The organism is Actinomyces sp. AC-20-1 (assembly GCF_023369555.1).
In the GTDB taxonomy this organism is placed as follows: domain Bacteria; phylum Actinomycetota; class Actinomycetes; order Actinomycetales; family Actinomycetaceae; genus Actinomyces.
In genome coordinates this window covers 1-24,740 of the sequence record NZ_JACJVC010000010.1, presented here as the reverse complement: position 1 = coordinate 24,740, position 24,740 = coordinate 1, and the positions used below count along the sequence as shown (strand labels likewise).

At 72.5% G+C, this 24,740-nt stretch carries 22 protein-coding genes; all 22 read right to left on the bottom strand.

Annotation, left to right across the window (positions count from 1 at the left end; genetic code table 11):
- Window positions 1–38: 38 nt before the first annotated feature.
- On the bottom strand, window positions 39–1,061 hold the full coding sequence (locus tag H6X67_RS07195) for a LacI family DNA-binding transcriptional regulator (RefSeq protein ID WP_249367298.1): 1,023 nt from the start codon (window positions 1,059–1,061) through the stop codon (window positions 39–41).
- 6 nt (window positions 1,062–1,067) lie between these two features.
- Window positions 1,068–1,973 (bottom strand): carbohydrate ABC transporter permease, encoded by a 906-nt coding sequence (locus H6X67_RS07190; RefSeq protein ID WP_249367253.1) that lies wholly within the window; start codon window positions 1,971–1,973, stop codon window positions 1,068–1,070.
- 1 nt (window position 1,974) lies between these two features.
- Window positions 1,975–2,853, bottom strand: coding sequence for a carbohydrate ABC transporter permease (locus tag H6X67_RS07185; protein ID WP_249367252.1), 879 nt, complete (start codon window positions 2,851–2,853; stop codon window positions 1,975–1,977).
- Window positions 2,854–2,935: 82 nt separating this feature from the next.
- Window positions 2,936–4,285, bottom strand: a complete 1,350-nt coding sequence (locus tag H6X67_RS07180) for an ABC transporter substrate-binding protein (protein WP_249367251.1) — start codon at window positions 4,283–4,285, stop codon at window positions 2,936–2,938.
- A gap of 29 nt (window positions 4,286–4,314) precedes the next feature.
- On the bottom strand, window positions 4,315–5,733 hold the full coding sequence (locus H6X67_RS07175; RefSeq protein ID WP_249367250.1) for a glycoside hydrolase family protein: 1,419 nt from the start codon (window positions 5,731–5,733) through the stop codon (window positions 4,315–4,317).
- A gap of 182 nt (window positions 5,734–5,915) precedes the next feature.
- Entirely contained in the window at window positions 5,916–6,830 is a 915-nt protein-coding gene (locus H6X67_RS07170; RefSeq protein ID WP_249367249.1) for a glycoside hydrolase family protein, read from the bottom strand.
- 10 nt (window positions 6,831–6,840) lie between these two features.
- Window positions 6,841–7,782, bottom strand: coding sequence for a carbohydrate ABC transporter permease (locus tag H6X67_RS07165; protein WP_249367248.1), 942 nt, complete (start codon window positions 7,780–7,782; stop codon window positions 6,841–6,843).
- 1 nt (window position 7,783) lies between these two features.
- Window positions 7,784–8,626 carry a carbohydrate ABC transporter permease gene (locus H6X67_RS07160; protein ID WP_249367247.1) on the bottom strand — a complete coding sequence of 281 codons (843 nt, stop codon included), beginning with the start codon at window positions 8,624–8,626 and terminating at the stop codon, window positions 7,784–7,786.
- 75 nt (window positions 8,627–8,701) lie between these two features.
- Window positions 8,702–9,994: an extracellular solute-binding protein gene (locus tag H6X67_RS07155; RefSeq protein WP_249367246.1), complete on the bottom strand. Its 1,293-nt coding sequence runs from the start codon at window positions 9,992–9,994 to the stop codon at window positions 8,702–8,704.
- A 101-nt stretch (window positions 9,995–10,095) separates the two neighbouring features.
- Window positions 10,096–11,103 carry a LacI family DNA-binding transcriptional regulator gene (locus H6X67_RS07150; protein ID WP_249375231.1) on the bottom strand — a complete coding sequence of 336 codons (1,008 nt, stop codon included), beginning with the start codon at window positions 11,101–11,103 and terminating at the stop codon, window positions 10,096–10,098.
- Between the two features lie 151 nt (window positions 11,104–11,254).
- Entirely contained in the window at window positions 11,255–11,938 is a 684-nt protein-coding gene (locus tag H6X67_RS07145; protein ID WP_249367244.1) for an NUDIX domain-containing protein, read from the bottom strand.
- A gap of 66 nt (window positions 11,939–12,004) precedes the next feature.
- Window positions 12,005–13,126, bottom strand: a complete 1,122-nt coding sequence (locus H6X67_RS07140) for a glycosyltransferase family 4 protein (protein ID WP_249367243.1) — start codon at window positions 13,124–13,126, stop codon at window positions 12,005–12,007.
- Window positions 13,123–14,799: a murein biosynthesis integral membrane protein MurJ gene (gene murJ, locus H6X67_RS07135; RefSeq protein WP_249367242.1), complete on the bottom strand. Its 1,677-nt coding sequence runs from the start codon at window positions 14,797–14,799 to the stop codon at window positions 13,123–13,125. The genes H6X67_RS07140 and murJ overlap by 4 nt, the downstream gene beginning before the upstream one ends.
- Window positions 14,789–15,739 carry a hypothetical protein gene (locus H6X67_RS07130; RefSeq protein WP_396121317.1) on the bottom strand — a complete coding sequence of 317 codons (951 nt, stop codon included), beginning with the start codon at window positions 15,737–15,739 and terminating at the stop codon, window positions 14,789–14,791. Before H6X67_RS07130 ends, murJ begins: the two co-directional genes overlap by 11 nt.
- Before the next feature lie 47 nt (window positions 15,740–15,786).
- A complete protein-coding gene (locus H6X67_RS07125) occupies window positions 15,787–16,812 on the bottom strand; it encodes a copper transporter (protein WP_249367241.1) in 1,026 nt (341 codons plus the stop codon).
- 45 nt (window positions 16,813–16,857) lie between these two features.
- Window positions 16,858–18,081, bottom strand: a complete 1,224-nt coding sequence (steA, locus tag H6X67_RS07120; RefSeq protein ID WP_249367240.1) for a putative cytokinetic ring protein SteA — start codon at window positions 18,079–18,081, stop codon at window positions 16,858–16,860.
- Window positions 18,078–19,916: a DNA repair protein RecN gene (locus H6X67_RS07115; RefSeq protein WP_249367239.1), complete on the bottom strand. Its 1,839-nt coding sequence runs from the start codon at window positions 19,914–19,916 to the stop codon at window positions 18,078–18,080. Before H6X67_RS07115 ends, steA begins: the two co-directional genes overlap by 4 nt.
- A complete protein-coding gene (locus H6X67_RS07110) occupies window positions 19,913–20,818 on the bottom strand; it encodes an NAD kinase (RefSeq protein ID WP_249376286.1) in 906 nt (301 codons plus the stop codon). The genes H6X67_RS07115 and H6X67_RS07110 overlap by 4 nt, the downstream gene beginning before the upstream one ends.
- Entirely contained in the window at window positions 20,815–21,687 is an 873-nt protein-coding gene (locus H6X67_RS07105) for a TlyA family RNA methyltransferase (RefSeq protein WP_249375649.1), read from the bottom strand. Before H6X67_RS07105 ends, H6X67_RS07110 begins: the two co-directional genes overlap by 4 nt.
- Before the next feature lies 1 nt (window position 21,688).
- A complete protein-coding gene (locus H6X67_RS07100) occupies window positions 21,689–21,925 on the bottom strand; it encodes a hypothetical protein (protein ID WP_249367238.1) in 237 nt (78 codons plus the stop codon).
- Window positions 21,922–23,031 (bottom strand): HAD-IIA family hydrolase, encoded by a 1,110-nt coding sequence (locus tag H6X67_RS07095; RefSeq protein WP_249367237.1) that lies wholly within the window; start codon window positions 23,029–23,031, stop codon window positions 21,922–21,924. Before H6X67_RS07095 ends, H6X67_RS07100 begins: the two co-directional genes overlap by 4 nt.
- Before the next feature lie 4 nt (window positions 23,032–23,035).
- On the bottom strand, window positions 23,036–23,860 hold the full coding sequence (locus H6X67_RS07090) for a midas domain-containing protein (protein WP_249367296.1): 825 nt from the start codon (window positions 23,858–23,860) through the stop codon (window positions 23,036–23,038).
- Window positions 23,861–24,740: the final 880 nt, after the last annotated feature.

Genomic DNA, 24,740 nt, shown 5'->3' with positions numbered 1-24,740 from the left:
ACCCCGGGGCGTGTGCCCCCGGGGCTGAGGGTTGAGGGTCACAGGGTGAGCACGGAGCTCCTCACAACGCTGGGGCACTCGATCTCGACGCGGCCGTCGGCGGGGACGTCGTCGAGTCCGAGCAGGATCCGCACGCCGGCCACGCCCAGCTTGTAGTGCGGCAGTGCCACGGTGGACAGGGGAGGGTGGAGATGACCGGCGATGACCTCCTGGTTGTCGAAGCCCACGACGGACATGTCGGTGGGCACGGACAGACCGCGCTCGCGCAGTGCGTCGTAGAGCCCCATCGCGACGCGGTCGTTGTGGCAGCACACCGCCGTGGCGCCCGTGGCGAGCAGGCGCTCGGCGGAGGCGTATCCGCCCTCCTGGTCGGGCTGGGCGTCCCAGACGAGCTCCTGGCGGAAGACGATGCCCGCCGCCTCCAGGGCCCGGCGGTAGCCCTCGAGGCGCCCGGTGCGGGCCGGCGACGGCGATGTCGTGTTGATGAGCGCGATGCGCCGGTGCCCCGCGCGGATGAGCGTCTGCGCGGCCCGGCGCCCGCCACCGACCTCGTCGGGCACGACGCAGGTGTGGTCACCGGCGTCGTCGTAGCAGTTGACGAGGACGGTGCTCGTCTCCCGCAGAGACGTCGGAGGCGTGACATCGCGGTGGTACCAGCGGGAGAACAGGATGCCGCGCACCTTGTACTGGAGCATCATGGAGATGGCGCGCTCCTCGGCCTCGGCGTTGCCCTCGGTGTTGGCGACCAGCAGGATGTGCCCGTGCTGCCACGCGGCGTCCTGAGCGCCCCGGACGATCTGGCCCGCGAAGGGTGTCGAGGCGATCGAGTCGGACAGGAGCCCGATGAACGGGCTGCTCCCCTTCACCAGCGTCTTGGCCAGGGCGTTGGTCCGGTATCCCAGGCGGTCCACCGCTTCGAGCACGCGCCGTCTGGCGTCCGGGCCGATCCTCACCCCGCGCTTGTTGTTGACCACGTGCGACACGGTGGTGACCGAGACGCCCGCCTCAAGCGCCACCTGCTTCATCGTGACCCTCGGCTCCCCGCCGACCTCCATGCGCATGCTCACTCACCCCTTCGTGGAACCGCTCTCAAGCCCGTAGATCATCGCCTTGTTGAGCACGAGGAAGGCGAGCAGCAGCGGCGTGACCGTCACAGACACCGCTGCGAAAGTCGCCGTCCAGTCGGTCTTGCCCATGTTACCGATGTAGTTCTGCAGCCCCAGGGGGATGGTCTTGAGGCCCTCGGACAGCACGAAGGTGTTGGCGAAGACGAACTCGTTCCAGATGAAGATCGCGTTGACCATGACCACCGTGATGACGGTGTTGAGCGACATCGGCAGCGTGATCCGGGCGAAGATGCGGTAGGGGCCGGCCCCGTCGATGGAGGCCGCCTCATAGATCTCCCGGGGGATGTAGCTGAAGAAGGACATGAAGAGGAACAGGGACATCGGCAGGGCGAAGCCGGCCAGCGGGAGGATGATCGCCAGGTGCGTGTCGAGCAGGCCGATCCTGGAGTAGTCGATGAACAAGGGGACGAGCGCGATCTGGACGGGCACGACGATGCCGGTGAGGAACACGCCGCGCACGAGGCCGGCACCGGTGAAGCCGAGCACCTGGATGGCGTAGGCCCCCGTCATCCCGCAGATGACGATGAGGGCGCAGGAGCCGATCGTCACGATGGCGCTGTTGGCGATGTACGTCGCTACCGCCCCCTGCTCGAAGGCGCGCGCGAAGTTGTCGAGCGTGAAGGACTGCGGCAGACCGAAGGGGCTGCTCGACGCGAAGTCCTCCGGGGCTCTCACGGAGGTGAGGATGAGCCACAGGAAGGGGTAGACCTGGATGATGAGGACCAGCCCCAGCAGCAGCCGGTGGATGATCTGCGCGGTGCGCAGGCGCTTGGTGCGCACCGGGGCGGGAAGGTCGGTGCGCAGGGGCAGCACCCGTGCGGCCGTGCGGGTCGTGGAGTCGGCCATATCAGTCGTTCCCCTTCCGGATGAGTCCGAAGATGACGGCGACGGCGACGAGGCACTCGATGACGATGAACACCGAGATCGCGGAGGCGTAGCCGTAGTTCGTGCTCACGAAGGCCGTCTTGTACATGTAGGTGGTGACCAGCTCGGAGGACTGCCCGGGGCCCCCGTTGGTCAGGAGGTACGGGATGTCGAAGCCGCGCAGGCCGTAGGTGACGACCATGACGAGCGTGGTGGCCCATACCGGACGGATGTGCGGGAAGCGGATCTTGGTGAACACCTGCCAGGCGTTGGCGCCGTCCAGGCGCGCGGCCTCCTCGAGCTCCTTGGGCACCGACAGCAGCGCGGCGTAGAGGATGATCGTGTAGAGCCCCAGGAACCGCCATCCCTCGGGCACCGACACGGCTGCCAGCACCGTGTGCACGTCCGAGAGCCAGGGGCGCGCGAGCGCGTCCAGGCCGACCGCGGACAGCAGGCCGTTGACGAGACCCGTCGGGTCGTAGGAGTAGATCCGCTGGAAGAGCAGCGCGATGGCGGTTGTCGAGATGACGGCCGGCATGAGGTACATGACCTTGAGGACCTCGCGGCCCCGTGTGACCGTCAGCAGCAGGCAGGCGATGCCCAGCCCGGCGCCCATCTGGATGACCACGCAGATCGCGAGGTAGACCAGCTGGTTGACGAAGGCCTTCCAGAAGGTCGGGTCGCCGGTGAGCATTCTCGTGTAGTTGTCGAGGCCGACGAACTGCATCGCCGTGATGCCGTCCCACTTGAAGAAGCTGAGGACCAGGGACTGGCCGATGGGCATGAGCACGCCTCCTCCGAACAGGAGGACGGGCGGCAGGAGGAAGATGAGCACGGACATCCGTGAGCGGTGAGGAAGCATGAGTGCCTTCTGGTTCCGTCGTGGGGCAGGGGCTCGGTGGGGACGGCGAGCCGCCCCCACCGAGACGGGCTGTGCGGTGCCGTTACTCGCCGAAGTAGGCGGGGGCGTTCTCGGACAGGGCCGCGTCCATCGTTGAGATGAACTCGTCGACACTGATGTCGCCCTGGACGAGCAGCACCTGCTCCTGGACGAGCTTGGTGTTGGTGGTGGGGTCGAGCTGGGTGTCCCACGGCATGAGTGCGGTCCCCGTGACCTTCGCCGCCTCGTCGATGGCCTCCTGGTAGATGGGCAGCGCATTGTCCGGGATGACGGGCTCCACCGTCGTCGGTCCCATGAGACCGGTGGCGGCGTACTTCTCGGGGTAGCGCCCCAGGGCGAACTTGAGGAAGTCGTGGATGAGGGGGTCGTAGGTGGCGGCGTTGACGGCCACACCGATTCCCGACGGCGCCACGTACTCGTTCGCCTCGGTCTTGCCTCCGACCACGGTCGGCAGGGTGAAGAACCCGATGTTCTCCTGGAGCTCCTCGGGCAGCTGTGTGGTGGCCAGGCTCGGCAGCTCCCAGGTGCCCATGTTGTAGATCGCCGCCTTGCCCGACGTGAAGAGGTTCTGCGCGTCGGTGTAGCCGACGGAGGAGAATCCCTGCTGGAAGGCGCCGGCGGTCCCCAGGTCATGGAGCCACTGCGCCATCTTCCGCCCGGGGTCGTCGCTGAAGGAGGCCTGGGCCTTCTTCAGGCTCTTGATGTAGTCCTCGCCGGCGACCCGGAAGGGCTGGTACGCCACCCACCTCTCCAGCGGCCAGCCGTCGAGCCCGTCGAGGGCGATGGGGGTGACGCCGGAGGCGGCGAGCTTCTTGCACAGCTCGGGGAAGTCGTCGAGGGAGGTGGGCACCTCGACCCCGGCGGCCGCGAAGAGCACCTTGTTGTACCAGAACACCTCGATGCCGTACTCCAGCGGGATCATGTAGAGCGACCCGTCGTCGAAACGCTGGTAGTCGAGAGCCGAGGGGCGGTAGTCGGCCGTGATCCCGAAGCTGTCGAGCAGCGCCGCCACATCCACCATCCGGTTCTGCTTGGCGAGCCGCTGGGCGAAGGGGGTGGCATCCGTGTCGAAGAGCTCGGGCAGCTTGTTCGCCGCCGCCAGGGTCTCGTACTTCTGGATGTAGGAGGGGCGGTCGGGAGTGGTGATGAGCATCAGCTTGAAGCCGGGGTGCTCCTCGGCGTACTCCTGCGCGATCTCCTGCATCGTGGTGATGACGGCGCCATCGGCGGCACGTGACAGCAGCCACGTGATCTCCCGCGGCTTGATCTCGCCCTCGGGGTCGATGACGGCCGGCTCACCGGAGGGTGTGCTGCCCGCGGTGCAGGCCGCCAGGGCGGGGGCGGCCATGGCCATGGCCGCCAGGGCGAGGAAGTGGGAGCGCTTGATGTCCATGTCTGTTCTCCTTTGAAAGACAGCAGGTGTTAGGGACGTGTGTAGGTTCGGAGAGAGGTGAGTGTGACTGTGCCGTCCAGCGCGGCGATGCCCACGCGTCCGGTGGTACGTGCGTAGGCGCTGGTCGACAGGACGACGGCCCTGTCCACGCAGCACTGCAGCAGCTCCTTGCTGGAGATGACGTCGAGGTGGACGCGTCCGCCGTCGAGGGGCACCGGTCTCTCCAGCTCGATGAAGTGCGGCACGTCGCCGGCGAGGTGCCACTGCTCGGGGCCCGGCTCACGGCGCGGCCACCGGTCGAGCACCATGCGGCGCTGCGCCGGTTCGAGCCGGAGCACGTAGCCGGTCTCCCCGCTGGCGTCCGTGCGCAGCAGCAGCGAGATCTCGCGGGTGCCGGGCGTCCACTCCAGGTCGGCGCTGATGCGCACGTCCTCGCCGGTGTCGGGGGTCAGGACCCGGCAGGCGTATGACGTGGGCGCCTGCACGCTCACCGGTGCGTCCGCCTCGCTCAGCGGCTCGCTGTAGGAGCGCAGAACCTCCTCGGGGATCCTCATGTCGAGGGTTCCGTCCGGAGCCTGCACCGCCTCGAGGCAGGCCATGGTGCCCGCCCACAGCCATGGGCCGTCGTCCTTGGCTCCCCGGCGGGAGGCGATCCAGCCGAAGAAGAGGCGCCGCCCGTGCCAGTCGACCGACTTGGCGGCGTAGAAGCCGCGACCGTCGAGGGTGTCGCGCTCCGGCGCCTGCCAGGGGCCCTGCGGGCTGCGCGAGATCCGGTAGCGCGTGACGAAGCGGTCGGTGAACTCCGAGTACACGAGGTACCACCACTGGCCGATGCGGAAGACCTCGGGGCACTCCTGGGTGACGAAGCGGTGCGGGTCCCACAGCGGCTCGACGGGGCGCCACTGCCTGAGGTCGCTGCTGACGAGCCGGGCGACGACGCCGCGTCGACGCTCGGGGCCCTCAAGGTGGCGGGCGGCGAGCACGAGGCTCCAGTGGTCCTCGCCGGGCACGCGGTAGACGTGCGGGTCGCGCCAGTCGGCGGGGTCGTACCCGGTCGGCGCCCCGAAGGTGTCCTCGGGGCGCTTGGTCCAGGTCCGCATGTCGGTGCTCGTCGCGTGGGCGACGAGCTGGACGGAGCGGCCGTCGGCGCTCAGGCGCGAGGGGTTGTTGGCGGTGTAGAAGAGGTGGTAGAGGCCCGAGTCGTCCTGGACGACGCTGCCGGTGTAGGCGTTGAGGTCCTCGGCCTCGGCCCCTCCTGACGGCAGCGCCTCGCCGCAGTCCTCGTAGTGGACGAGGTCGCGGGTCACCGCCAGGTGCCACGGGGTGCCGGGGCGCGGCTCCTGGCGCCGCTCGAGCAGGTAGTACAGGCGGATCTCATTGCCGTCGGTCCATGGGATGACGTCCCCCACCCAGTGGGGATCCGGCCTGAAGAAGATGTCGTGATGCACGGTCACTCCCTCGTGATCAATCGATTGATCAGAAGGCTACACTCCTCCTCCCCCGTCGGTCAATCGATTGATCACGGGTTTCGGGGCCCTCGGGTCTCCTCCCCCACGCACGGGTGGGCCCGACGCCGAGGCGCCGGGCCCACCCGCACGGCCCTGGGACCCACCGGTCCCGGGCGGAGCGCTCACGGACGCGCCGTGAGCACGACCTCCTCCCACGCGATCGGGTCCGGGGCGACGCCCTGGAAGACGCCGTCCCGGCGGTCGTCGAAGGCGGTCAGCGCCCAGCCCCCGTCGCGCAGGGCGAAGAGCTGCCCCCCGTACAGGTGCGTGGGCTCGACGTACCGGGCGCCGTCGACGTCCCAGGGGCCCAACGGCCCCTGCCCCTCGGCGACCCACACGGTGCCGGGGCACGGCTGCGCCTGGACGTCCCGACCGCACGAGAACACGAGGTAGTGGTGGCCGTCCACGGTCCGCGACTGGCTCACCTCCAGCTGACCGAAGACACTCGGGGCCGTCAGCGGCTCACACACCCGCCAGTGGTCCAGGTCCTCGGAGACGGCATGAGCGACGACCCCCGAGCACAGCACCTGCACCCCGCGGGCGCGCGCGGTGATGAGCATGTGCCACTGCCCCTCGTGCTCGAAGACGAAGGGGTCGCGCCAGTGCTCCTCGGTCGCACCATCGTCACCCAGGGTGCTGTACCAGCGCGGATCCGCCTCCAGGGGCTCGGCGCAGGTGCGGTGGAAGGTCCGGCCGTCATCGCTGTCGGCCCAGCCGATGCGCTGCACCGCGCCGTCCTCGCCCCGGCTGATGCCGGTGTAGAAGACCCGCATCCTGCCGTCCGGCGCGAGGACGGTCGAGCCGGTCCACACCGCCAGGTCGTCCCAGGCGGGCGGGTCCGAGTGCACCAGGGCGTCGGGAAGCAGCGTCCAGTGCCGGGCGTCGTCGGAGACCGCGTGCCCCAGTGAGGCGCGCCGGTGGCGCCTGTCCGGGTCGTGCAGCGCCCGCGAGGCCCGCAGGAAGAACAGGTGGTAGCGGGACCCGTCGTCGAGGACCCAGTGGTCCCACAGCCAGTGGTCCGGCAGGGACAGAGCCATGGCCCGCCCCTCAGCCCTTGACCGCCGTGCCCGCGAGGGACTGGACGAAGGAGCGCTGGAAGATGATGAACAGGATGAGCATGGGCACGGTGATGAGGGTTCCGTAGGCCATGATCTGACCCCACACGGGGTTGAGCTGGAAGAAGTACTGCATGCCCACCGACACCGGCCTCAGGCTCTCCTCCTGGACCACCATGAGCGGCCACAGGTAGGAGTTCCAGGCGGGCAGCATCATGATGATCGCGACGGTGGCGAAGGTCGGTGCGGACAGGGGCACGATGATCCTGCGGTAGATCGTGAACCAGCCGGCGCCGTCGACGCGGGCCGCCTCATCGATCTCCTTGGGGATGTCCCCGAAGTGCTGGGCGAAGAGGAAGATCGCCAGCGCGTTGGCCACGTACGGCAGGATCTGCACCTGGTACGTGTTGAGCATCCCCTGCTTGACCAGGAAGCCGTCGACGACCCACTGGAGGGAGGGCAGCTTCGCCACCCAGAAGACCAGGGGCACGGCAATGGTCTCGAAGGGCACCATGAGCGTGGCCAGCACGAGCGACAGCACGAGGTTCTTGCCCCGCCAGCGCATCCGGGAGATCGCGAAACCGATCATGGAGTTGACGACGAGCCCGAGCAGGACGATGCAGACCGTGACGATGACGCTGTTGCGGATGAACTGGGCGGCCGGGACCCGCACGAAGACGCCCTGGTAGTTGTCCAGGCTCAGGTCGCCCACCGGCAGGAAGGCCCGCAGCGTGCCCAGGTCAGCGAAGATCTGCCGGTCCGGTTTCAAGGACGAGAAGATCATGAACAGCAGGGGGAAGACCGCCACCACGGCGGCCACGATCAGACCGATGTAGGTCAGCACCACCAAGCGGCGTCTGGTGGCGGCGCGGCCCCGGCGGCGACCGGTGCGCCCGGGGGCGGTGTCCCGGGAGGCGGAGGTGTGTGCGCTCATGTCAGTCCTTCTCCCGTGTGAGCCTGCGCTGGATGAGGCTGATGGTCAGGACGGCGAGGAAGAAGATGAGCGAGATCGCGCTTCCGTACCCCATGTCCTGCTCCCGGTAGCCCTTGCGCACCGCGTGGTAGACGAGTGTCGAGGTAGCGTCCTGGGGGCCGCCGGAGGTCATGACGTCGACCTGGACGAACAGCCCCAGTGCCGCGATGGTGATGGTCACGAGGATGAAGACCATCGTCGAGTGGAGCCCCGGCCAGGTGACGTAGCGGAAACGCTGCCAGCCGTTGACGCCGTCGAGGTCGGCCGCCTCGTAGAGGGCCGGGTCGATGCCCTGGAGCCCGGACAGCCAGATGATCATGTGCAGCCCCACCGCCTGCCAGATCGACAGGACGATGATGGCGGGCATGGCCGTGCCGGGCTCGTTGAGCCACGCCACGGCGGTCCATCCCCCGCCGGTGAGCGTGTTGAGCACGGAGTTGAACAGGCCGTCGTCCTCGTAGAAGAAGCTCCACAGGATGGAGACCACCACCATCGAGGTCACCACCGGCATGAAGATCATGGTGCGGAAGGCGGTGACGCCCTTGACCTTCTGGTTGACCAGGAGGGCGAGCGCCAGCGCCAGAGCGGACTGGCAGGGCACGACGACGAGGGCAAAGAGGGCCGTGTTGAGCAGCGAGCGGATGAAGGTCGGGTCGTGGGCGAAGGCGCGCACGAAGTTGTCCAGCCCGATGAAGGCCGGGGGGTTGGGTGAGATGAGACGGGTGTTGGTGAAGGACAGCAGGAAGGTCAGGAGGATGGGGACGCCCATGAAGAGGAGCAGCAGGATGAGCGCCGGCGAGCTCATCAGCCAGGCGGTGCGAGCCTCCCTGCGCAGCGTTGCGGAGCGCTGCGCGCGAGGCCGTGTCGTGGCGGCCATAACTCAGGAGGCCTTGTAGCCGTTGTTGGAGGTGATGTCGGCGTCGATGTCCTTGACGGCCTGGTCGAGGGTCGTCTTGACGTCGGCCCCCGAGACGATGTCCCGGGCCGCCTTGTCGAAGATGGAGGAGATGACCTTGTAGCCGGGGGTGGCCGGGCGCAGCAGGGCGTACTTCTTGCCGATCTCGTAGACGGGCTCCAGCGGCTTGCCCTCGCCGTAGTAGTCGGTCTTGGGCGTGGCGGACTCAACCGAGGGGAAGGTGCCGATGGCGTTGGAGTACCTCACGAGGTACTCGTCCTGCATGAGGAACCCGATGAACTTGTTGGCGGCCTCGGGGTTGGAGGAGGTCGAGGACACGCCCCACTGCCAGGAGCCGCCGCCGACGTGGGCGCCCTCGCCGAAGTCCACGGGCGGGAGGATGAGGACCTCGTCCTGGCCGAAGGCCTCCTGGGCCTGCAGGACCTTCCAGCCTCCCGCGTAGTACAGCGGCACCCGGCCCTGGAGGAAGTCCTGGCCGTCGGTGCTGGGCGTCTGGGAGGCGTAGCCCTGGGCGAAGCAGGACTGGAACCACGTGCCCCAGGCGATGGCCTTGTCGTTGTTGAGGAAGCCGTCGGCCGTCTCGAAGGTCCGACGGTCGATGAGGTCGCCGCCGAAGGACTGGAGCATGGGGGCGTAGCCGTAGGGCCACCACTCCGCGCCGTCGGCGTTGGAGAAGTCGATGGCGAAGTCGTACTGCTCCAGGGCGCCGAGCTTGGCCAGCGCGTCGTTGAACTCCTCACCGGTCCAGGGCTCGTCCACCGTGGGGATCCTCAGGCCGGTGGCGTCGATGGCCGACTTGCGGGCGAGGAAGCACAGTGAGGTGTCGTAGGGGCCGACGGAGTAGAGCGTGTCGTTCCAGTAGCCCTTGGCGGAGTCCATGATGGAACTCTCCAGATCGGCGGAGATGCTCAGCGGGGCGAGGTAGCCGGCCCACGCCCAGTTGGGCATGATCGGGCCGTCCAGGTCGAGGATGTCGGGCAGGTCCCCGCTGACGGCGGCGGCGGCGATGGAGTCGTTGTAGGACTCCTGGGGGAAGGACTTGAGTGTCACGGGGGTGTCGGGGTTGGCCTCGTTGAAGGCCGTGACCGCGGCATTGACGACCTCGAGCTCCTCGGTGTTGCCACCGTTGTGGGTCCACAGGGTGATGCCTCCGGAGCCGGAGGACCCCGAGCCCGCCTGCGAGGAGCAGGCGGCGAGCGTGGCGGCCACGGCGGCGCCGGCGCTGAGTCCGATGAAGGTGCGACGGTTGGTGAGCATGGGGCACTCCTTTGTGTGTCACCTGGTGGGTGAGCGCCGGGCTCGCGCGCCCGGACGCGGTGATCGCCGTCCCGGCCGGGACGGAGTCCGTGGGGTCGGCGTCACGCCGTGAGCGGTGGCGCCGTCGAGCCGCGGTGAACCATGCGGCACGGCATCCGGGTGATGCCGCTGTGCAGGCCGCCGGGGCCGTCGTTGATGACGGCTCTGGTGAGCCAGTCGGCCATCTCGTAGTGCGGCAGCCGCATCGTGGTCAGGCCGGGGTCGAGGTTGGTGGAGATGAGGGTGAGGTCGTCGAAGCCGACGACGGACAGGTCCTCGGGGATGCGCAGGCCGGCGCGGTACGCCTGGCGGTAGACGCCGGCGGCCATGCCGTCGTTGAAGCAGAAGACCGCCGTCGGCCTCGGTCTGAGGGCCAGCAGCCTGCGGGCCGAGGCGTCGGCCTGCTCGGGCGCGTCCCCGCCGCGGATGACCCGGCGCTCGTCGTAGGCGATGGCGTGGGCCTCCAGGGCGTCGCGGTAGCCGCGCAGGCGAAGCCCGACGGCGACCACGCCCGAGGTGTCGGTGATGTGGGCGATGCGCGTATGGCCGAGGGCGATGAGGTGCTCGGTCGCCTCGAAGGCCGCCCGGGTCTCGTCGGGCACGACGCAGGGCACGCCCGGCCTGTCGGCGAAGCCGTTGAGGACGACGACGTCGGGCAGGTCGGAGGGCACGTCGACCCGCCGGTGGTACATGGCCGCCTGGATGACGTGGTCGACCTGGCGCGAGAGCATCTCCTGGACGGCCTCGTGGGCCCGCTGCCCCTCGTCGCCGGTGTCGTTGAGGATGACGGACCACCCGTGCTCGGCGGCGGCGGTGAGGACCGCCTTGATCATGTCGACGGCGTAGGGGGTGGACAGGACGCCCTCGGCGACGACGCCCAGGCACGAGGTGCGGCCGCTGCGCATGCCGGCGGCGAGGGCGTTGCGCACGTAGCCGATCTCCGTGGCGGCCCTGAGCACGCGCTTGGCCGTCGCGCGCGAGACCCGGCCGACGTCCTTTCCGGACAGGACGAGCGAGGCGGTGGCGGTGGACACCTTCGCGCGCTGCGCCACCTCGGCCAGGTTGGGCATCATCGCCTCCTCACGCGTCCTCACGTCCCGAGCGCTCACTCGTGAGCCCAGTGTGGACGCGACCCCCGGATTCGTCAATCGTTTAACGTGAGGTGACCGACATGCGGGCACCGCATCTCGGGTTCCCGGGCGCGCCCGGGGCGCCGTGCCCCTACAGGCTCACGGGGCTGTTCAGCCGAGGGGCGTCGGGCTCGCGCAGGCCCCGCCACCCCAGGTCCCGGGCGCGCTGCGCGGCCAGCGCCCCGACGACGGTCGCCGGGTTGTGGACACCGCCGCCGAGGACGGCCGTCACGACGTCGTCCAGCCGGAACCATGCGGGCACGAACTCGGCCTCCTCCGCCTCGCGCACGGTGCGCCGGTCAGCGGTCAGGACGCTCAGGTCCCGGGCGAGGAAGCAGCGCACGCCCTCGGTCGTGAAGCCCGGGGAGGCGAAGTAGTCGGCGAGCACGTGCCAGCGCGCCGCCTCATGATCGGTCTCCTCGGCCAGCTCGCGCTGAGCCGCCACCACGGGCTCCTCGTCCTCGACGTCGAGCAGGCCCGCCGGGATCTCCCACAGGCGGGCGCGCACGGGATGACGGTACTGGCGCACCATGAGGATCTCGGCCGCGCCATCCTCCTGGGAGGACTCCTGGCCCTCGCGCAGGGCGACGACCGTGACGGCGTCGTGGTGCAGGACGGTCTGGCGCCGCACGGGCGCCTCCTCGGGCGCCAGGTGCACGAGCTCGTCGTCGACCGCGCAGATCGGCCCGGTCCACGCCCTCACGGTCCCGGAGACCGGGCGCACGTCCCGCTCGTCCCTCAGCTGCCCGGCGCTGCCGGTCGGGTACCCGCCCATACGTCCTCCTCAACCTGGGGCGCACCCCGCCGGCGCGCGTCCGGCGTCGAGTCTACGGTCGTCCGCTCAGACCCCGGCGCCCCGCAGGACCCGCTCGAGCTGGGCGGTGAGCGCCTGCTCACCGGGCAGCGAGGCCGCAGCCTCCCGGGAGGCGTCCCGCGCCCGGGCCAGCGCCGCGGTGTCCGTCAGGAGGTGGTGGACGGCCTGGGCCAGAGCCTCGGCGCTCGGCTCGACGAGCACCGCTCCCCCGCCCGCGGTCACGGCCGTCCCGCCGACGTCCGTGGCGACGACGGCGGCCCCGGCGCGCAGCGCCTCCTGGATGGTGAGGGGCTGGCCCTCCCACTGGCTGGTCTGCACGACGACGTCCGCCGCCCGCATGAGCACGGCGACGTCCTCGCGGCGCCCGAGCAGGCGCACGGGCAGGTTCTCGGAGGCGATCCGCCCGGTCAGGACGGCCTCGAGGGGGCCCGCGCCCGCCACCGCCCACACGAGCCTGCCCTGGGAGGCGGGCAGGCGCTCGGCGAGCAGGGCGGCGGCGTCCAGGAGCGTGTCGAGCCCCTTCTGGGGTGCGAGCCGGGCCACGGTGAGGAGCCTGAGGTCGGCGCCGTGCCAGGCGGACTCGATCGAGGAGGCGACGGGGGCCGCGGCTCCACTGAGCCGGGTGGGGGCGGGGATGACCGCGATCTCCACGTCCTGCGCCCCCCGTCGGCGCACGTTCTCGGCGAGGTCGGGGCTGACGGCGAGCACCGCGTCGGCCCGGGCGGCCACGAGCGCCTCCAGGCGGGCCCCGATGACGGTGGTGGACCGTCCCCCGACGGGCCGGTTGTGCAGGGTGACGACGAGGCGACGGCGACGGCGCGGCCCCAGGGCGAGGGCGGCCAGGGCGCCGGCGCGCAGGCCGTGGGCGTGGACGGCGTCGGCGTGCCGCGCGAGGTAGGCGATACGGCTGACGAGGGCGGCGTCCCCGGGGCTGGGTCGGGGGCCGATCTCCAGGTCACGGGCGCGCGCGCCCCCCAGGTCCGCCCCGGTGGTGACCGCGGCCGGGGCGGCGACGACGACGTCATGTCCTCCTGCGCTCAGGAGGCGGGCGCAGTCGGCCAGGTGGGCCCGCACGCCCCCGGCGGCGGAGCCGGCCAGCTCCAGCACCCTCAGCTGCCGGGCGGGCGTGTCATGGGCGGTGCTCTTCATCCGTTCTCCTGGCTCGGTGTGGTGAGGGTGCCGGTGCCGTGCGCCCGCCCCCGCAGCACCGGCAGCAGGTCCCGGTCCACAGCGGCGACGGCTCCGAGCGTCGCCGCCGCGACGAGGAGCGCCGTGAGCAGCGCGAGGACGAGCGCCCAGGCGGTGCTCGCCGTCCTGTCCACGAGTATGCGGCAGACCAGGCCCCCGGCGGCGGCGACGGGCAGCGCGGCCGCCAGGCACCGGAGCACCGGGCGCAGGACGGAGGGTCCCAGGGCGCGGGCCAGGGCCGTGAGCAGCGCCGTCCCGGCCACGCACATGCCGGTGCTCAGCCCCGCCGACAGGGCCAGGAGGGTGGCGGCGCCGTCGCCCCCGCCGGGTGCGGCCAGGCGGACGGCGAGCACGGAGACGATGGTGACGCTCAGCCACCCCGTGCTCGCAGCGAGGGCGGCGCCCCGGGCGCAACCGGCCGCGAACAGGACGCGGGTGACCTGGTGGAGCAGCGCGTAGCCGACCAGCGCAGGGGCGAGGGCCGCCAGCGCCCGGGACATGCCGTCGACGTCGGTGAGCAGGCCGAAGAACCGCTCAGCGGCCGGGCTGACGGCCAGCAGCGCGCCCGCGCCCGCAGTGGCCACGGCGACGACGAGCGCGGTGGAGGTGCCGGCCAGCGCCCGTGCCGCGGTGGGAGCCGGCCCGGCGCCGTCGAAGACGGCCGACAGACGCGGGTAGAGGACGGTGGCCACCGGGACGACGAGCACGGCGTGCGGCAGGAGGTAGACGGCCTGGGTGTACTGGTAGACGGCGACGGTGCCCGCCTCGCCGCCGGCGCGGGCCATGGCCAGGACGACGAGGACGCTCAGCTGCTGCGTCAGGAGGGTGAGCAGGCCCGCGCCCCCCAGCTGCAGGACCCGCCTCAGGACCCCCCTGTCCAGGCGCAGGCTCGGCCGCAGGGTCAGACCCAGCCTGCGGGCCGGCCACAGCAGCGGCAGGCTCAGGGCGGCGACCCCAGCGGTGGTGCCCCAGCCGAGCACCTGCAGGGCGGCGGGACCGGCGCTGTCCCTTCCTCCCGTCATCACCCCGTAGGCGCCGTAGGCGGCCATGACGACGAGGCTGGAGGCGATGGGGGTGAGCGCGGGCCAGGTGAAGCACCCGTGGGCCTGCAGCGCCCCGGTGAGGACGACGCCGATGCCGTAGAGGGGCACCTGGAGCGCGAACATGCGCAGGAAGGAGGCGACGAGCTCGCGCTGGGCCCCGGGGTCGGTGCCGACGGACACGGGGAAGAGGCCCGCCACCGGGTCCGCGGCCAGGGCGAGCAGGGCGCCCAGGGGCACGAGGACCACGAGCACGAGGCCGAGCAGGCCGTTGACGGTGCGGCTCGTCCTCCCGGTCTCACCCCGTTGGATCCCCGCCGCGAGCAGGGGGACAACCGTGGCCGCCAGGGCGCCGCCGACGACGACCTCGTAGAGCACGTTGGGGACCTGGTTGGCGGTGGCGTAGGCGCCGGCGACGGTGCCGGCACCGACTGTGGAGGCCTGCACGACCCAGCGCAGGAAGCCGAGGGCCCGTGAGACGAGGGTGAGGCCGGCGACGCCCCCCGCGGCTCCGGCAAGTCCCCCGCCGGCCCGGCCGCCCGCCGGCCGGCTGTCCTCGTCACCGGCCGGTGCCGGGCTGGTCTCAGCGCGCACGGCGTCCCAGGGTGTCGAGGGCGTTGAGGAGCGGGGTACGGGCGATGACCCCGCTGAAGGACACCTTCTCGCTGGCGAGCACGAGACCCGTGCCGACCAGGGCGGCGACCGTGCGCAGGCCGACGGCCGGGTGGGCCGCCAGGGCGGTGCCCACGAGGGCGCCGAGGGCGTTGGAGCCGGTGTCGCCCAGCATCGTGTCCTCGCCCAGGTCCTCGGGCAGCGCAGCCACCGAGGTGGCCAGGGCCCCCGTGGCCAGCGCCCGGCAGGCGGCCGCCCGGGGCCCCGGGGCGACGACGAGTGGCACCGACAGCAGGGCGGCGGCCTTGAGGGCCCGGCCCGGGCGCAGGTCGAGGAGGTTGTGGACATTCGCCCAGGAGGCGATGACGACGGCGCTCGTCGCCGCGTCCACCGCCCAGGCCGCCCCACCGACCGCTGCACGCGCGCCTCGCGCCCCCTCCTCGGGGCGGCGCCCGGCCGCCAGGAGGCCCCCGGCGACCACCGCACCGGCACCGATGACGGCGATCTTGAGGGCCCCGGTGGTCACCCGACCCTCGCGCAGGGCGCCGAGGTGGCCGCGCAGGCCCTTGGCGGGAGCGTCGCCGTCGTGCGCCCCGGCGTCGAGGTCGTCCACCAGCCCGGCCAGCCCGCCGGCCGAGGCGGCGACGACGCCCGCGACCGCGGGCAGCGCGGTGCGAGGGCGGGCGGCGTCGTGGAGCACGGCCCCGGCGCAGGAGGGGGCGGTGAGCGTGCCGAGGGCGACACCGACCCCTCCGCGCAGGCTCACGGTGCGGCCGTGGTAGTTCGTGCGCTCCAGGTGCTTCTTGGTCCAGCGCGGCGCGCGCAGGGCCCGGCTGCCCAGGAGGGTCGCGGTCAGGGCCATGAGGGCGACGGGGGCCCGTGGCCCACGGGGGCCGGGCAGCGTGGTGGCTCGGGTGCTCATGGGCTCAGGCTAGGGCCGTGCCTGCGGGTGCCGGGCGCTGCCGGGCCTCAGCCCTCGCTCCCCTCGGAGGGCTGGGCCTGGGCCGGGTCGGCAGCGGGCTGGGCCTGCTCAGCAGGCTGGCCCGTCGCCTGGGCGGTGGGCTCGGGGACGTCCGGCATGACGGCGTCGGCCCCGTCGTCGAAGCCGTAGTGGCCCCGCCCCCCGGCAAGGGCCTCGGCCAGGGCCAGGGGCACGGAGACCGTGGCGGCGGCCTGGCCCACGGAGTCGACGGTGGACACGGGTGCGGCGGCGGTGCGCAGCCCGGCGACGAGGTCGGTGCCCGCCTCCGCGGAGCCCAGGACGAGTGTGGGCACGGCCGAGGCGAGGCCCACCATGGCCTCGGTCCAGGCGGCGGGGTCCTCGGCGTCGGTCGGGGTGGCGCTGGCCCCGTCCTCGTCGGTCTCGCTCGCACGCGGGCCGATGACGACGACGCCGTCCGCCGGTGCGGTGAGCTCGGCGTCGACGGTCATGAGCGGGTCCGCCCCCTGGGCGGAGGCGGTGAGCATGCCGCTGAGCGTCGAGGCGTTCTGGTCCGTGCCGGTCAGGGTGGCGGCCAGGGCCTGGCCCAGGACGGTGTTGGCCTCGGCGGAGGAGGCGGCACCGCCCAGGTACCCGGCGACGGAGCCGGAGTAGGTGGAGCGGTAGGTGGCCCGGGAGGACTGCACCCAGGCGCTGGTGAGGCTCACGCGGCCGACGACGGTGGCGCCGGCCTCCGCGAGGGCGGCGGAGGTCGCGTCGATGTCCTCGCCCAGCGCCCCGGGCAGGATGACGAGGGCGATGGCGCGTCCCTGGAGCGTGCCGGGCAGGAGGGAGGAGGCGGCGGACATGATGTACTCGTCGCGCTCGTTGACGGCGCTCTCGGTGGCCTCGAGGCGTGCCTGGGTCTGGTTGCGGTCCTCGCGCAGGGAGGAGACCTGGTCGTTGAGCGCGGTGCCCAGCGAGTTCTGCAGCGGGCCGGCGCCGAGCACGACGCCGACGGCCAGGGCGAGGAAGACGGAGATGAGCGAGACGAGGTGGTAGCGGAAGTCGATCATGATCTGTGTGCCTGTCGTGGTCTTCGGGTGCGTGACGGCGTCTGCTCAGACGGAGGGGCTGTCCGGCGCGAGGCCGACCAGCGAGCGGAGGAAGGTCAGGAGCTCGTCCCACACGGCGCCGGACAGGCCGAGGAAGGTCTGGCCGGCCGGTGTGAAGGCGAGGGCGACGAAGAGGGCGACGAGCCCGGACAGTGCCAGCAGCAGCAGCTGCCAGCCGGAGATGCGGGTGCGGTAGAGCCGTGAGACGCCCTTGGCGTCGATGAGGCGCCCGCCGACCTTGAGCCGGGTGAGGAAGGTGGAGGACATGCCCGCGCGCCCCTTGTCGAGGAACTCGAGCAGGGTCGCGTGCGTGCCCAGGGCGACGATGAGCTCGGCGCCGGCGGCGTCGGCCAGGAGCATGGCGATGTCCTCGCTGGTGCCCGTGGCGGCGAAGACGAGGTGCTCCACGCCCAGCTCCTCGACGCGCTTGAGCCCGGGGGCGTGCCCGTCGCGGTAGGCGTGGACGATGACCTCGGCACCGCAGCGCAGCGCCTTGTCCGAGACCGAGTCCATGTCGCCGACGATCATGTGGGGCGTGAATCCGGCCTCGAGGACGGCGTCCGCGCCGCCGTCGACGCCGATGATGACGGGCTTGTACTCGCGGATGTAGGGGCGCAGGGCCGCCAGGTCCTCCTTGTAGGAGTAGCCGCGCACGACGACCAGGACGTGGCGCCCGCTCATGGGGGTGCGCACGTCCGGCATGCCGACGCCGTTGAGCAGCAGGTCCCTCTCGCCGCGCATGTACTCCATGGTGTTGGCGGCGAAGGCCTCGAGCTGGACGGCCAGCCCCTCCTTGGCGGCCTCCATGGAGTCGGCGACGCTCTGGGCGGTCTGGACGGTGCCCTGGGCGAGGACGTCGTCGGAGCCGAGCAGGCGGACGGCGCCGCGGGCCTCGCCGTCACTGAGGTCGACGACGACGCGCTGGCCCTCGCGCAGGCGCATGACGTCGGGGCCGAGGTCGTCGACGAGGGGGATGCCGGCATCGAGGAGGATGCCGGGGCCGAGGTTGGGGTAGCGGCCGGAGACGGAGGGTGCGGCGTTGAGGACGGCGACGGGCCCGGCCTCGACCAGGGCCTCGGCGGCGACCCGGTCGAGGTCGGTGTGGTCGATGACGGCGACCTCACCGACCTGGATCCTCTTGGTCAGCTTCTTGGTGCGCGCGTCCACCCGGACCACGCCGCTGGGGCGCTCGGGGTCCGACGCCGTCTGCTTGCGGAACGGGTTCCTCACGCCTGGGATTGTGCCACGCGGGCCTCGTCAAGCAGCTCAGCGGCGTGGCGCAGGGCGGCGTCGGAGTCCTCGTGGCCGGAGAGCATGCGGGCGAGCTCACGCACCCTGTCCTCGCCACGCACGTCGAGGACCCGGGTGCGGGTCCGGCCCGCGGTGGCGGGGCTGTCGCGGTGCGCGCCGTCCTGACGGTCCCCGGGTGCCTGCTCCTTGTGGACGACGAGCTGGGTGTCGGCCCAGGCGGCGACCTGGGCCAGGTGGGTGACGACCACCACCTGGTGGCTGCGAGCGAGGCGGGCGAGGCGGCGCCCGATCTCGCGTGCGGCGCGCCCCCCGACCCCGGCGTCGATCTCGTCGAAGACGAGGGTGCGCTGGTGCCCGTCGTGCCCGGACTGACCGGGCCCGCTGGACTGTCTGGACTGACCGGACTGCCCCTGGGCGGCCCGCGAGGTCTCGGCGAGCACCACCTCGAGGGCGAGCATGATGCGGCTGAGCTCACCGCCGGAGGCGCCCTTGCCGAGCGGCAGGGCGGGGGCCCCGGGGTGCGGGGACAGCAGAAGGGCGACGGTCTCCGCGCCGGTGGGGCCCGGCTCGTCCAGGGCCTCGAGGGCGACGACGAGGCGCGCCCCCTTCATCTGCAGGCCCTCGAGCTCGGCGGTGACCGCCGCCTCGAGGCGGCCGGCCAGGGCGGTGCGGGCGGCCGTCAGCTCGCGGGCGATGGCACCGAGCTCGTCACGGGCGGCGTCGCGCTGGGCGGTGAGCGCGGTGGCGGTGTCCTCGGGCCCGTCGATCCGCGCCAGGCGCTCGGCGGCGCGCTCGCAGAAGGCGAGGAGGGTGTCGACGTCGTCGACCTGGTCCTCGGGGCCGCCGACCTCCTTGAGCAGGCGGGCGAGCTCGCCGCGACGGTCCTGGACCCAGGCAAGGCGGGCGGGGTCGGCGTCGAGGGAGGCGAGGTACTCGCCCAGGTCGGAGGCGGTGTCGGCGGCGAGGACGGACAGCTGCCGGGCGCGCCCGGCCAACTCGGCCAGGACCGGGTCGATGTCGGCGACGGGGGCCAGGGCCCGCTCGGCGTGGGCGATGAGGGCGAGGACGTCGGGAGACTCCCCGGGCAGGTCCTCGTCGCCGGCCAGCGCGGTGCGGGCGGACCCGGCGGCCAGGCGCAGGTCCTCGGCGTGGTCCAGGCGCTCGGCCTCGAGGGTGAGGGCGGCATCCTCCCCGGGCTGGGGGGCGGTCTCCTCGACGGCCTCGAGCCAGTGGCGCAGGCGGGCGGCCTCGGCGGCCCGGTCCTCGGCGTCGGCCTGCCAGTCGGCGAGGTCCTGCTCGCAGCGCTGGAGGGCGCGGTAGGCCTCGGCGTAGCGGCGGCACAGGGCGGTGTGGCCGCTGCCGCCGAGAGAGTCGAGGGCGGCGCGCTGGGCGGAGGCCGAGCGCAGGCGCAGCTGGTCGGCCTGGCCGTGGACGCTCACGAGCTGGGCCCCGACCTCCGTCAGGATGCCGGAGGGCACGGAGCGTCCGCCGAGGTGGGCGCGCGAGCGCCCGGTGGCGGGGACGGTGCGTGAGGCGATGAGGAGGTCGTCGTCGAGCTCGGCGCCGGCGTCGAGGGCGCGCTGGGCGGCGCGGGAGCCCGGGTCGAGGGCGAAGGTGCCCTCGACGAGCGTGCGCTCGGTGCCGGTGCGCACGATGGTGCTCTCGGCGCGCTGGCCGAGCAGCAGGCCCAGGGAGGTGAGCACCATGGTCTTGCCCGCGCCGGTCTCACCGGTGAGAGCGGTCAGGCCGGGGCTCAGGCGCAGGTCGGCCCGCTCGATGACGCCGAGGTCCTCGATGTGCAGGGACTCGATCACGAGGCGCCGTCCTCGTGGGAGGGGACGGCCCCGGTGGTCTCCCGCCACCCGGCCACCGGCAGGGAGAACTTGCGCACGAGGCGCTCGGAGAAGGGGGCGTCGTTGAGACGGGCCAGGCGCACGTTGCGCTCGCCTCGGCGCACGCGGATGACGCTGTGGGGCGGCACGGGCAGCATCCGGCGCCCGTCGCACCAGATCTCCGCCTGCTGCAGGCCGGTCTCCCGGACCCTGACCTCGAGGCAGGAGCGGGGCCCGACGACGAGGGGGCGGGTGAACAGGGCGTGGGCGGCGATGGGCACGAGCAGCAGGGCCTCGACCTCGGGCCAGATGACGGGGCCGCCGGCGGAGAAGGCGTAGGCGGTGGAGCCGGTGGGTGTGGCCAGGAGCAGGCCGTCGCAGCCGAAGGAGGACACGGCCTGGCCGTCGACGCCGACGGCGATCTCGAGCATGCGGGCGCGGTCGCGCTTCTCCAGGGCCGCCTCGTTGAGCGCCCAGCCGTGGGTGACCTTGCCGTCGGGGGTCTCGACCTCGACCTCGATAGTCATGCGCTCGTCGACGGTGTAACGGCCGGCGACGAGGTCGGTGACGACCTGCTCGACGTCGTCCGGGTCCGCCTCCGCCAGGAAGCCGACGTGCCCTGTGTTGATGCCGACGAGCGGGACGTCGAGGTCGCGGGCGATCTCGCAGGCGCGCAGGATCGTGCCGTCACCGCCGAGGACGAGGACGAGGTCGGCGCCGCCGTCCCCGGGGGCGACGGGCTGGACGCCGTGGGAGCGCAGGGCCCGGCGCACCCGCTCCCCGACGAGGGCGGTGGAGCCGGTGCGGCGGGAGGCGGGGACGGGCTGGTCGTTGTGCTCGCGCTGGAGGACGAGCACGCGGCGGGGGGTCGGGGTGGCGGTCACGGGTTCCTCCTGTCACGGGCACGGTGGCCGGCGCCCCCGGCTGGGCCCTGCTCCACGGCGCGGCGGGCCTCGGCCCTCAGGGCCTCGCCGGTGAGGTCGTCGTCGCCGCCGAGGCGCCCGGCGTGCATGGAGATGAAGTACTCGACGTTGCCTGCGGGGCCGGGCAGCGGGGAGGCGACGACGGCCTCAACCCCCAGCCCGAGGCCGTGGGCGGCCCCGGCGACGGTCAGGACGGTCTCGACGTGCAGCTCCGGGTCGCGCACGACTCCCCCGTGGCCCAGGCGCTCCTTGCCGACCTCGAACTGGGGCTTGACCATGAGCAGGAGGTCGGCGTCATCGGCAGCGGCGGCCACGAGGGCGGGCAGGACGAGGGTGAGGGAGATGAAGGAGAGGTCGCCGACGACGAGCTCCGGTGCGGGCGCGACGGCGGCCGGGTCGAGGGTACGGACGTTGGCGCGGTCCAGGACGGTGACGCGCGCGTCGGACTGCAGGGACCAGGCGAGCTGTCCGTAGCCGACGTCGACGGCGACGACGTGGGCGGCGCCGCGGCGCAGGAGCACGTCGGTGAAGCCTCCGGTGGAGGCTCCGGCGTCGAGGCACCTGCGGCCCTCGACGCGAGGGGCGGTACCGCGCTCGGTGAGGGCGTCGAGGGCGCCGGCGAGCTTGTGGGCGCCGCGTGAGACGTAGTCGTCCCCGCTGGGGGTGACGACCTCGATGGCCTGTGCGGGGTCGACCTGCCGTGCGGGCTTGGTGACGACTGCGCCGTCGAGGGTGACATGGCCGTCGGTGACCATCTGGGCGGCGTGGGCGCGTGAGCGCGCCAGGCCGCGGCGCACGAGCTCGGAGTCGATGCGGATGAGCCTGGCCATGTCAGTCCTCCGCCCCGCGCAGGACGGCGGTGAGGTCCTCGTGGACGGAGGCGAGGACGGCGGCCCGCTCCTCGAGGGGCAGGTCGCTGATCTCGGCGAGCCGTTGCCTCAGGCGCTCGCCCGCCTGGTCGAGCCGGGAGGCGGTCGCGTGGGCCGCGGCCGCGCGCGGTGGGGCGGGGACGGGACGTGGTGCTCCGGTGGGTGGAGCCGGGCGGGGGCCCGACGCCGTGGGGCTCACGGCTGGCCGACCTCGTGGGTGACGGTGATCCGGGGGACCGTGATGACGCCGGTGGTGGAGCCCGTGGCGCGGGCGGTGTCCTGGCGCTCCCAGGCGGCGCTGATGAGGGCGCGGTAGGCGTTGAGGCCGAGGGTGGCGCTGGCACCGGTCAGGGGGGTGCCGTCGACCTCGAGGACGCCGTCGTCGGTCACGCGTGCGGTGGAGGCGGCGCAGTGCCAGGTGCCCTGGGGGTCCCGGCTGGGCTGCGGGTGGGGCTCAAGCAGGCCTCTGAGGTCGGTGTGGACGTAGGAGGGGCGCTCGGCGGGGTCGGCGAGGATGACGTCGCGGGCGGAGCTGACTCCGGTGAGCACGTGCATGCCGGGGATGGCGCAGGCGCGTGCGCCCGTGAGGTCCGTGTTGAGGCGGTCGCCGACGGCGAGGGGCCGGGTGCCGCCCGAGCGCCGCAGAGCGCGCTGGTAGATGCCGGGGTGGGGCTTGCCTGCGGAGAGGAAGTCCTTGCCGGTGGCGTTGGCGACGGCCCGCACGAGGCTGCCGTTGCCCAGGGCGAAGCCGCGCTCGGTGGGCAGGGTCGCGTCCGTGTTGGTGGCGACGTGGAGCGCTCCGGCGGTGATGGCGTAGCAGCCCTCGGAGAGCATGGCCCAGTCCACGGCGGGGTCCCAGCCCTGGACGACGGCGGCGGGTGCGTCAGTGGCGGAGCCGACGACGACGAAGCCCTCGTCGGTCAGTGCCTGGCGCACGCCCTCGCCGCCGACGACGAGGACCTTGGCGCCGGGCTCCAGGTGCTCGCGCAGGAGCGCCGCGGCGTCCATGGCGGCGGAGAAGACCTCGGTGGTCTGGGCCTGGATGCGGTTGCGGGCGAGCTTGTCGACGACGGTCTGCGGGGCGCGGGAGGCGTTGTTGGTGACGAAGGTGAGCCGCATGCCTGAGGCTCGTGCCCCGTTGACCGAGTCGGCGGCGTGGGGGACCTCGGCCTCGCCGGCGAAGCAGACGCCGTCGAGGTCGAGCAGGGCGCAGTCGTAGGCCTGTGCGAGGGGCAGTGCGGAGCCCAGCAGGACGGCTGGCCCGCTGGGTGCGCCGGGGGCGCTGAGGGACTGGACGCCGGTCATCGGGTCAGTCCTCGTCGTGCGGGCGGTCGTCGGCGACCTCGGCGTCGGGACCGTCCTCGCCGAGCAGCTCGGCCATCTCCGCCTCGACCCGCTGGGCGAAGGAGCCTGTCCAGGCCTCGTCCTCATCGTCGGAGACCTCCTCGGAGGGGAGGCTGCTCTCCTCGTCGGAGTCGGCCTCGGTGGCGGCGGCGTCCTCGTCCGAGGGCTCGGCAGCCTGTGCGTCCGGGGCGGTCTCGGGGGCCATGGCCTCAGCGGTGCCGGCGGGGTCCGGGGTCTCGTCGTCGGACTCGTCCTCCATGTCGTAGACGGCGACGTCCTCGGGCTGGGCCTCGGGGCCCTCGCCGATGCGCTCGCGCACCGCCTGCGCCTCCTCGACGCGCCCCAGCTCCTCGAGCCGGTCGGCGCGCACGGAGTGGAGGCGGCGCAGGGTCTCGCGGTCTCCGCGGAACATCATGATGGCCTCCTCGATGACGACGAGACCGAGCTCGGTCTCGCCCATCTCGTGCCTGACGCCCGAGACGACCATGGCGATCTCGGCCTCCTCGACGTCGTCGAGCTGGCTGGGGTCCGCCTCGGCTGCGGCCTTGAGTGCCCGGCCGAGGTGGCCGAGGGCGCGCTCGCAGTCGGCCTCGATGGCCCTGTGGAGGTCGAGGCCGGAGAGGCGGCGCGCGGCGCGGATGTCTCGCAGCGCCTCGACGTAGTGGCCGGAGAGGTAGGCCGCGATGCCTGCCGACTCGCGGACGACGGCGATGCGTCCGGCGTGGGAGGCGGCGTAGCGGGCGTGCTGGTAGGCAAGCTCGGGGTCGGTGTCGAGCAGGCGCTGGACCATGACGAGGTGCCGGGAGACGTTCTCGGCGTTGGCGCGTCCGAGTGCGCGGAGCTCGCGCCGTGCCGAGGGGTCGAGGTCCTGGGGCACGACGTCCTCCGGGACGCGGGGCTCCGGGACTCGCTGACGCTGGGGAGGACGGGAGCCACGGCGGTCGTCGCGGCTGAAGCGGCCTCCGCGCGGCCCGCCCTTGCGGTCGTCGCGTCGGCCGTAGGAACGGCGCTGGCCGCCATCGCCGCCGTAGGGCCGGCGCTCACCGTCACCATAGGAGCGACGCTCGCCGTCGCCGTAGGACCGACGCTGGCCGCCGTCCCGGTTACCGTATGGGCGTTCCTGACCTCGGTCCCGGTCGCCGTAGGAGCGACGCTGACCGTCGCGATCACCGTACGAGCGATGCTGGCCCTCACGGTCCTCATAGGAGCGGCGCCGGCCGCCATCGCCGCCGTAGGGCCGGCGCTCACCGTCACCATAGGAGCGACGCTGACCGTCGCGGTCACCGTAGGACCGACGCTCGCCGTAGGAACGTCCCTGTCCGGAGTCGCTGGAACGACGGGGAGTGAAACCGTGGCGGTCCCTGTTCCCGTTCTGCCTCGGTCGACGGGCGCCCTGTCCCCTGTCGTCAGCCATGCTTATCTCTCATTCACGTGTGTGGTGGTGCCCGTCAACAGGCGTCTGGCCACAGACTATCGACCTCGGATGGCCGACTGGTGGTCTGGTGCCTGTGGTGTTGAGTGCACTCGACGGCGGATGTGCTCGGGTGTGTGGTGGTTCGTTGGTGGACTGGCTGTGGTGGTGTCGTGTCTGTTCGCGCGCGCCCCCGTTGTGGGGTTGTGTTGTTGGTGTGTGGGTGTAGAGCGAGAGCCGGTTCACCCGTGGTGGGTGG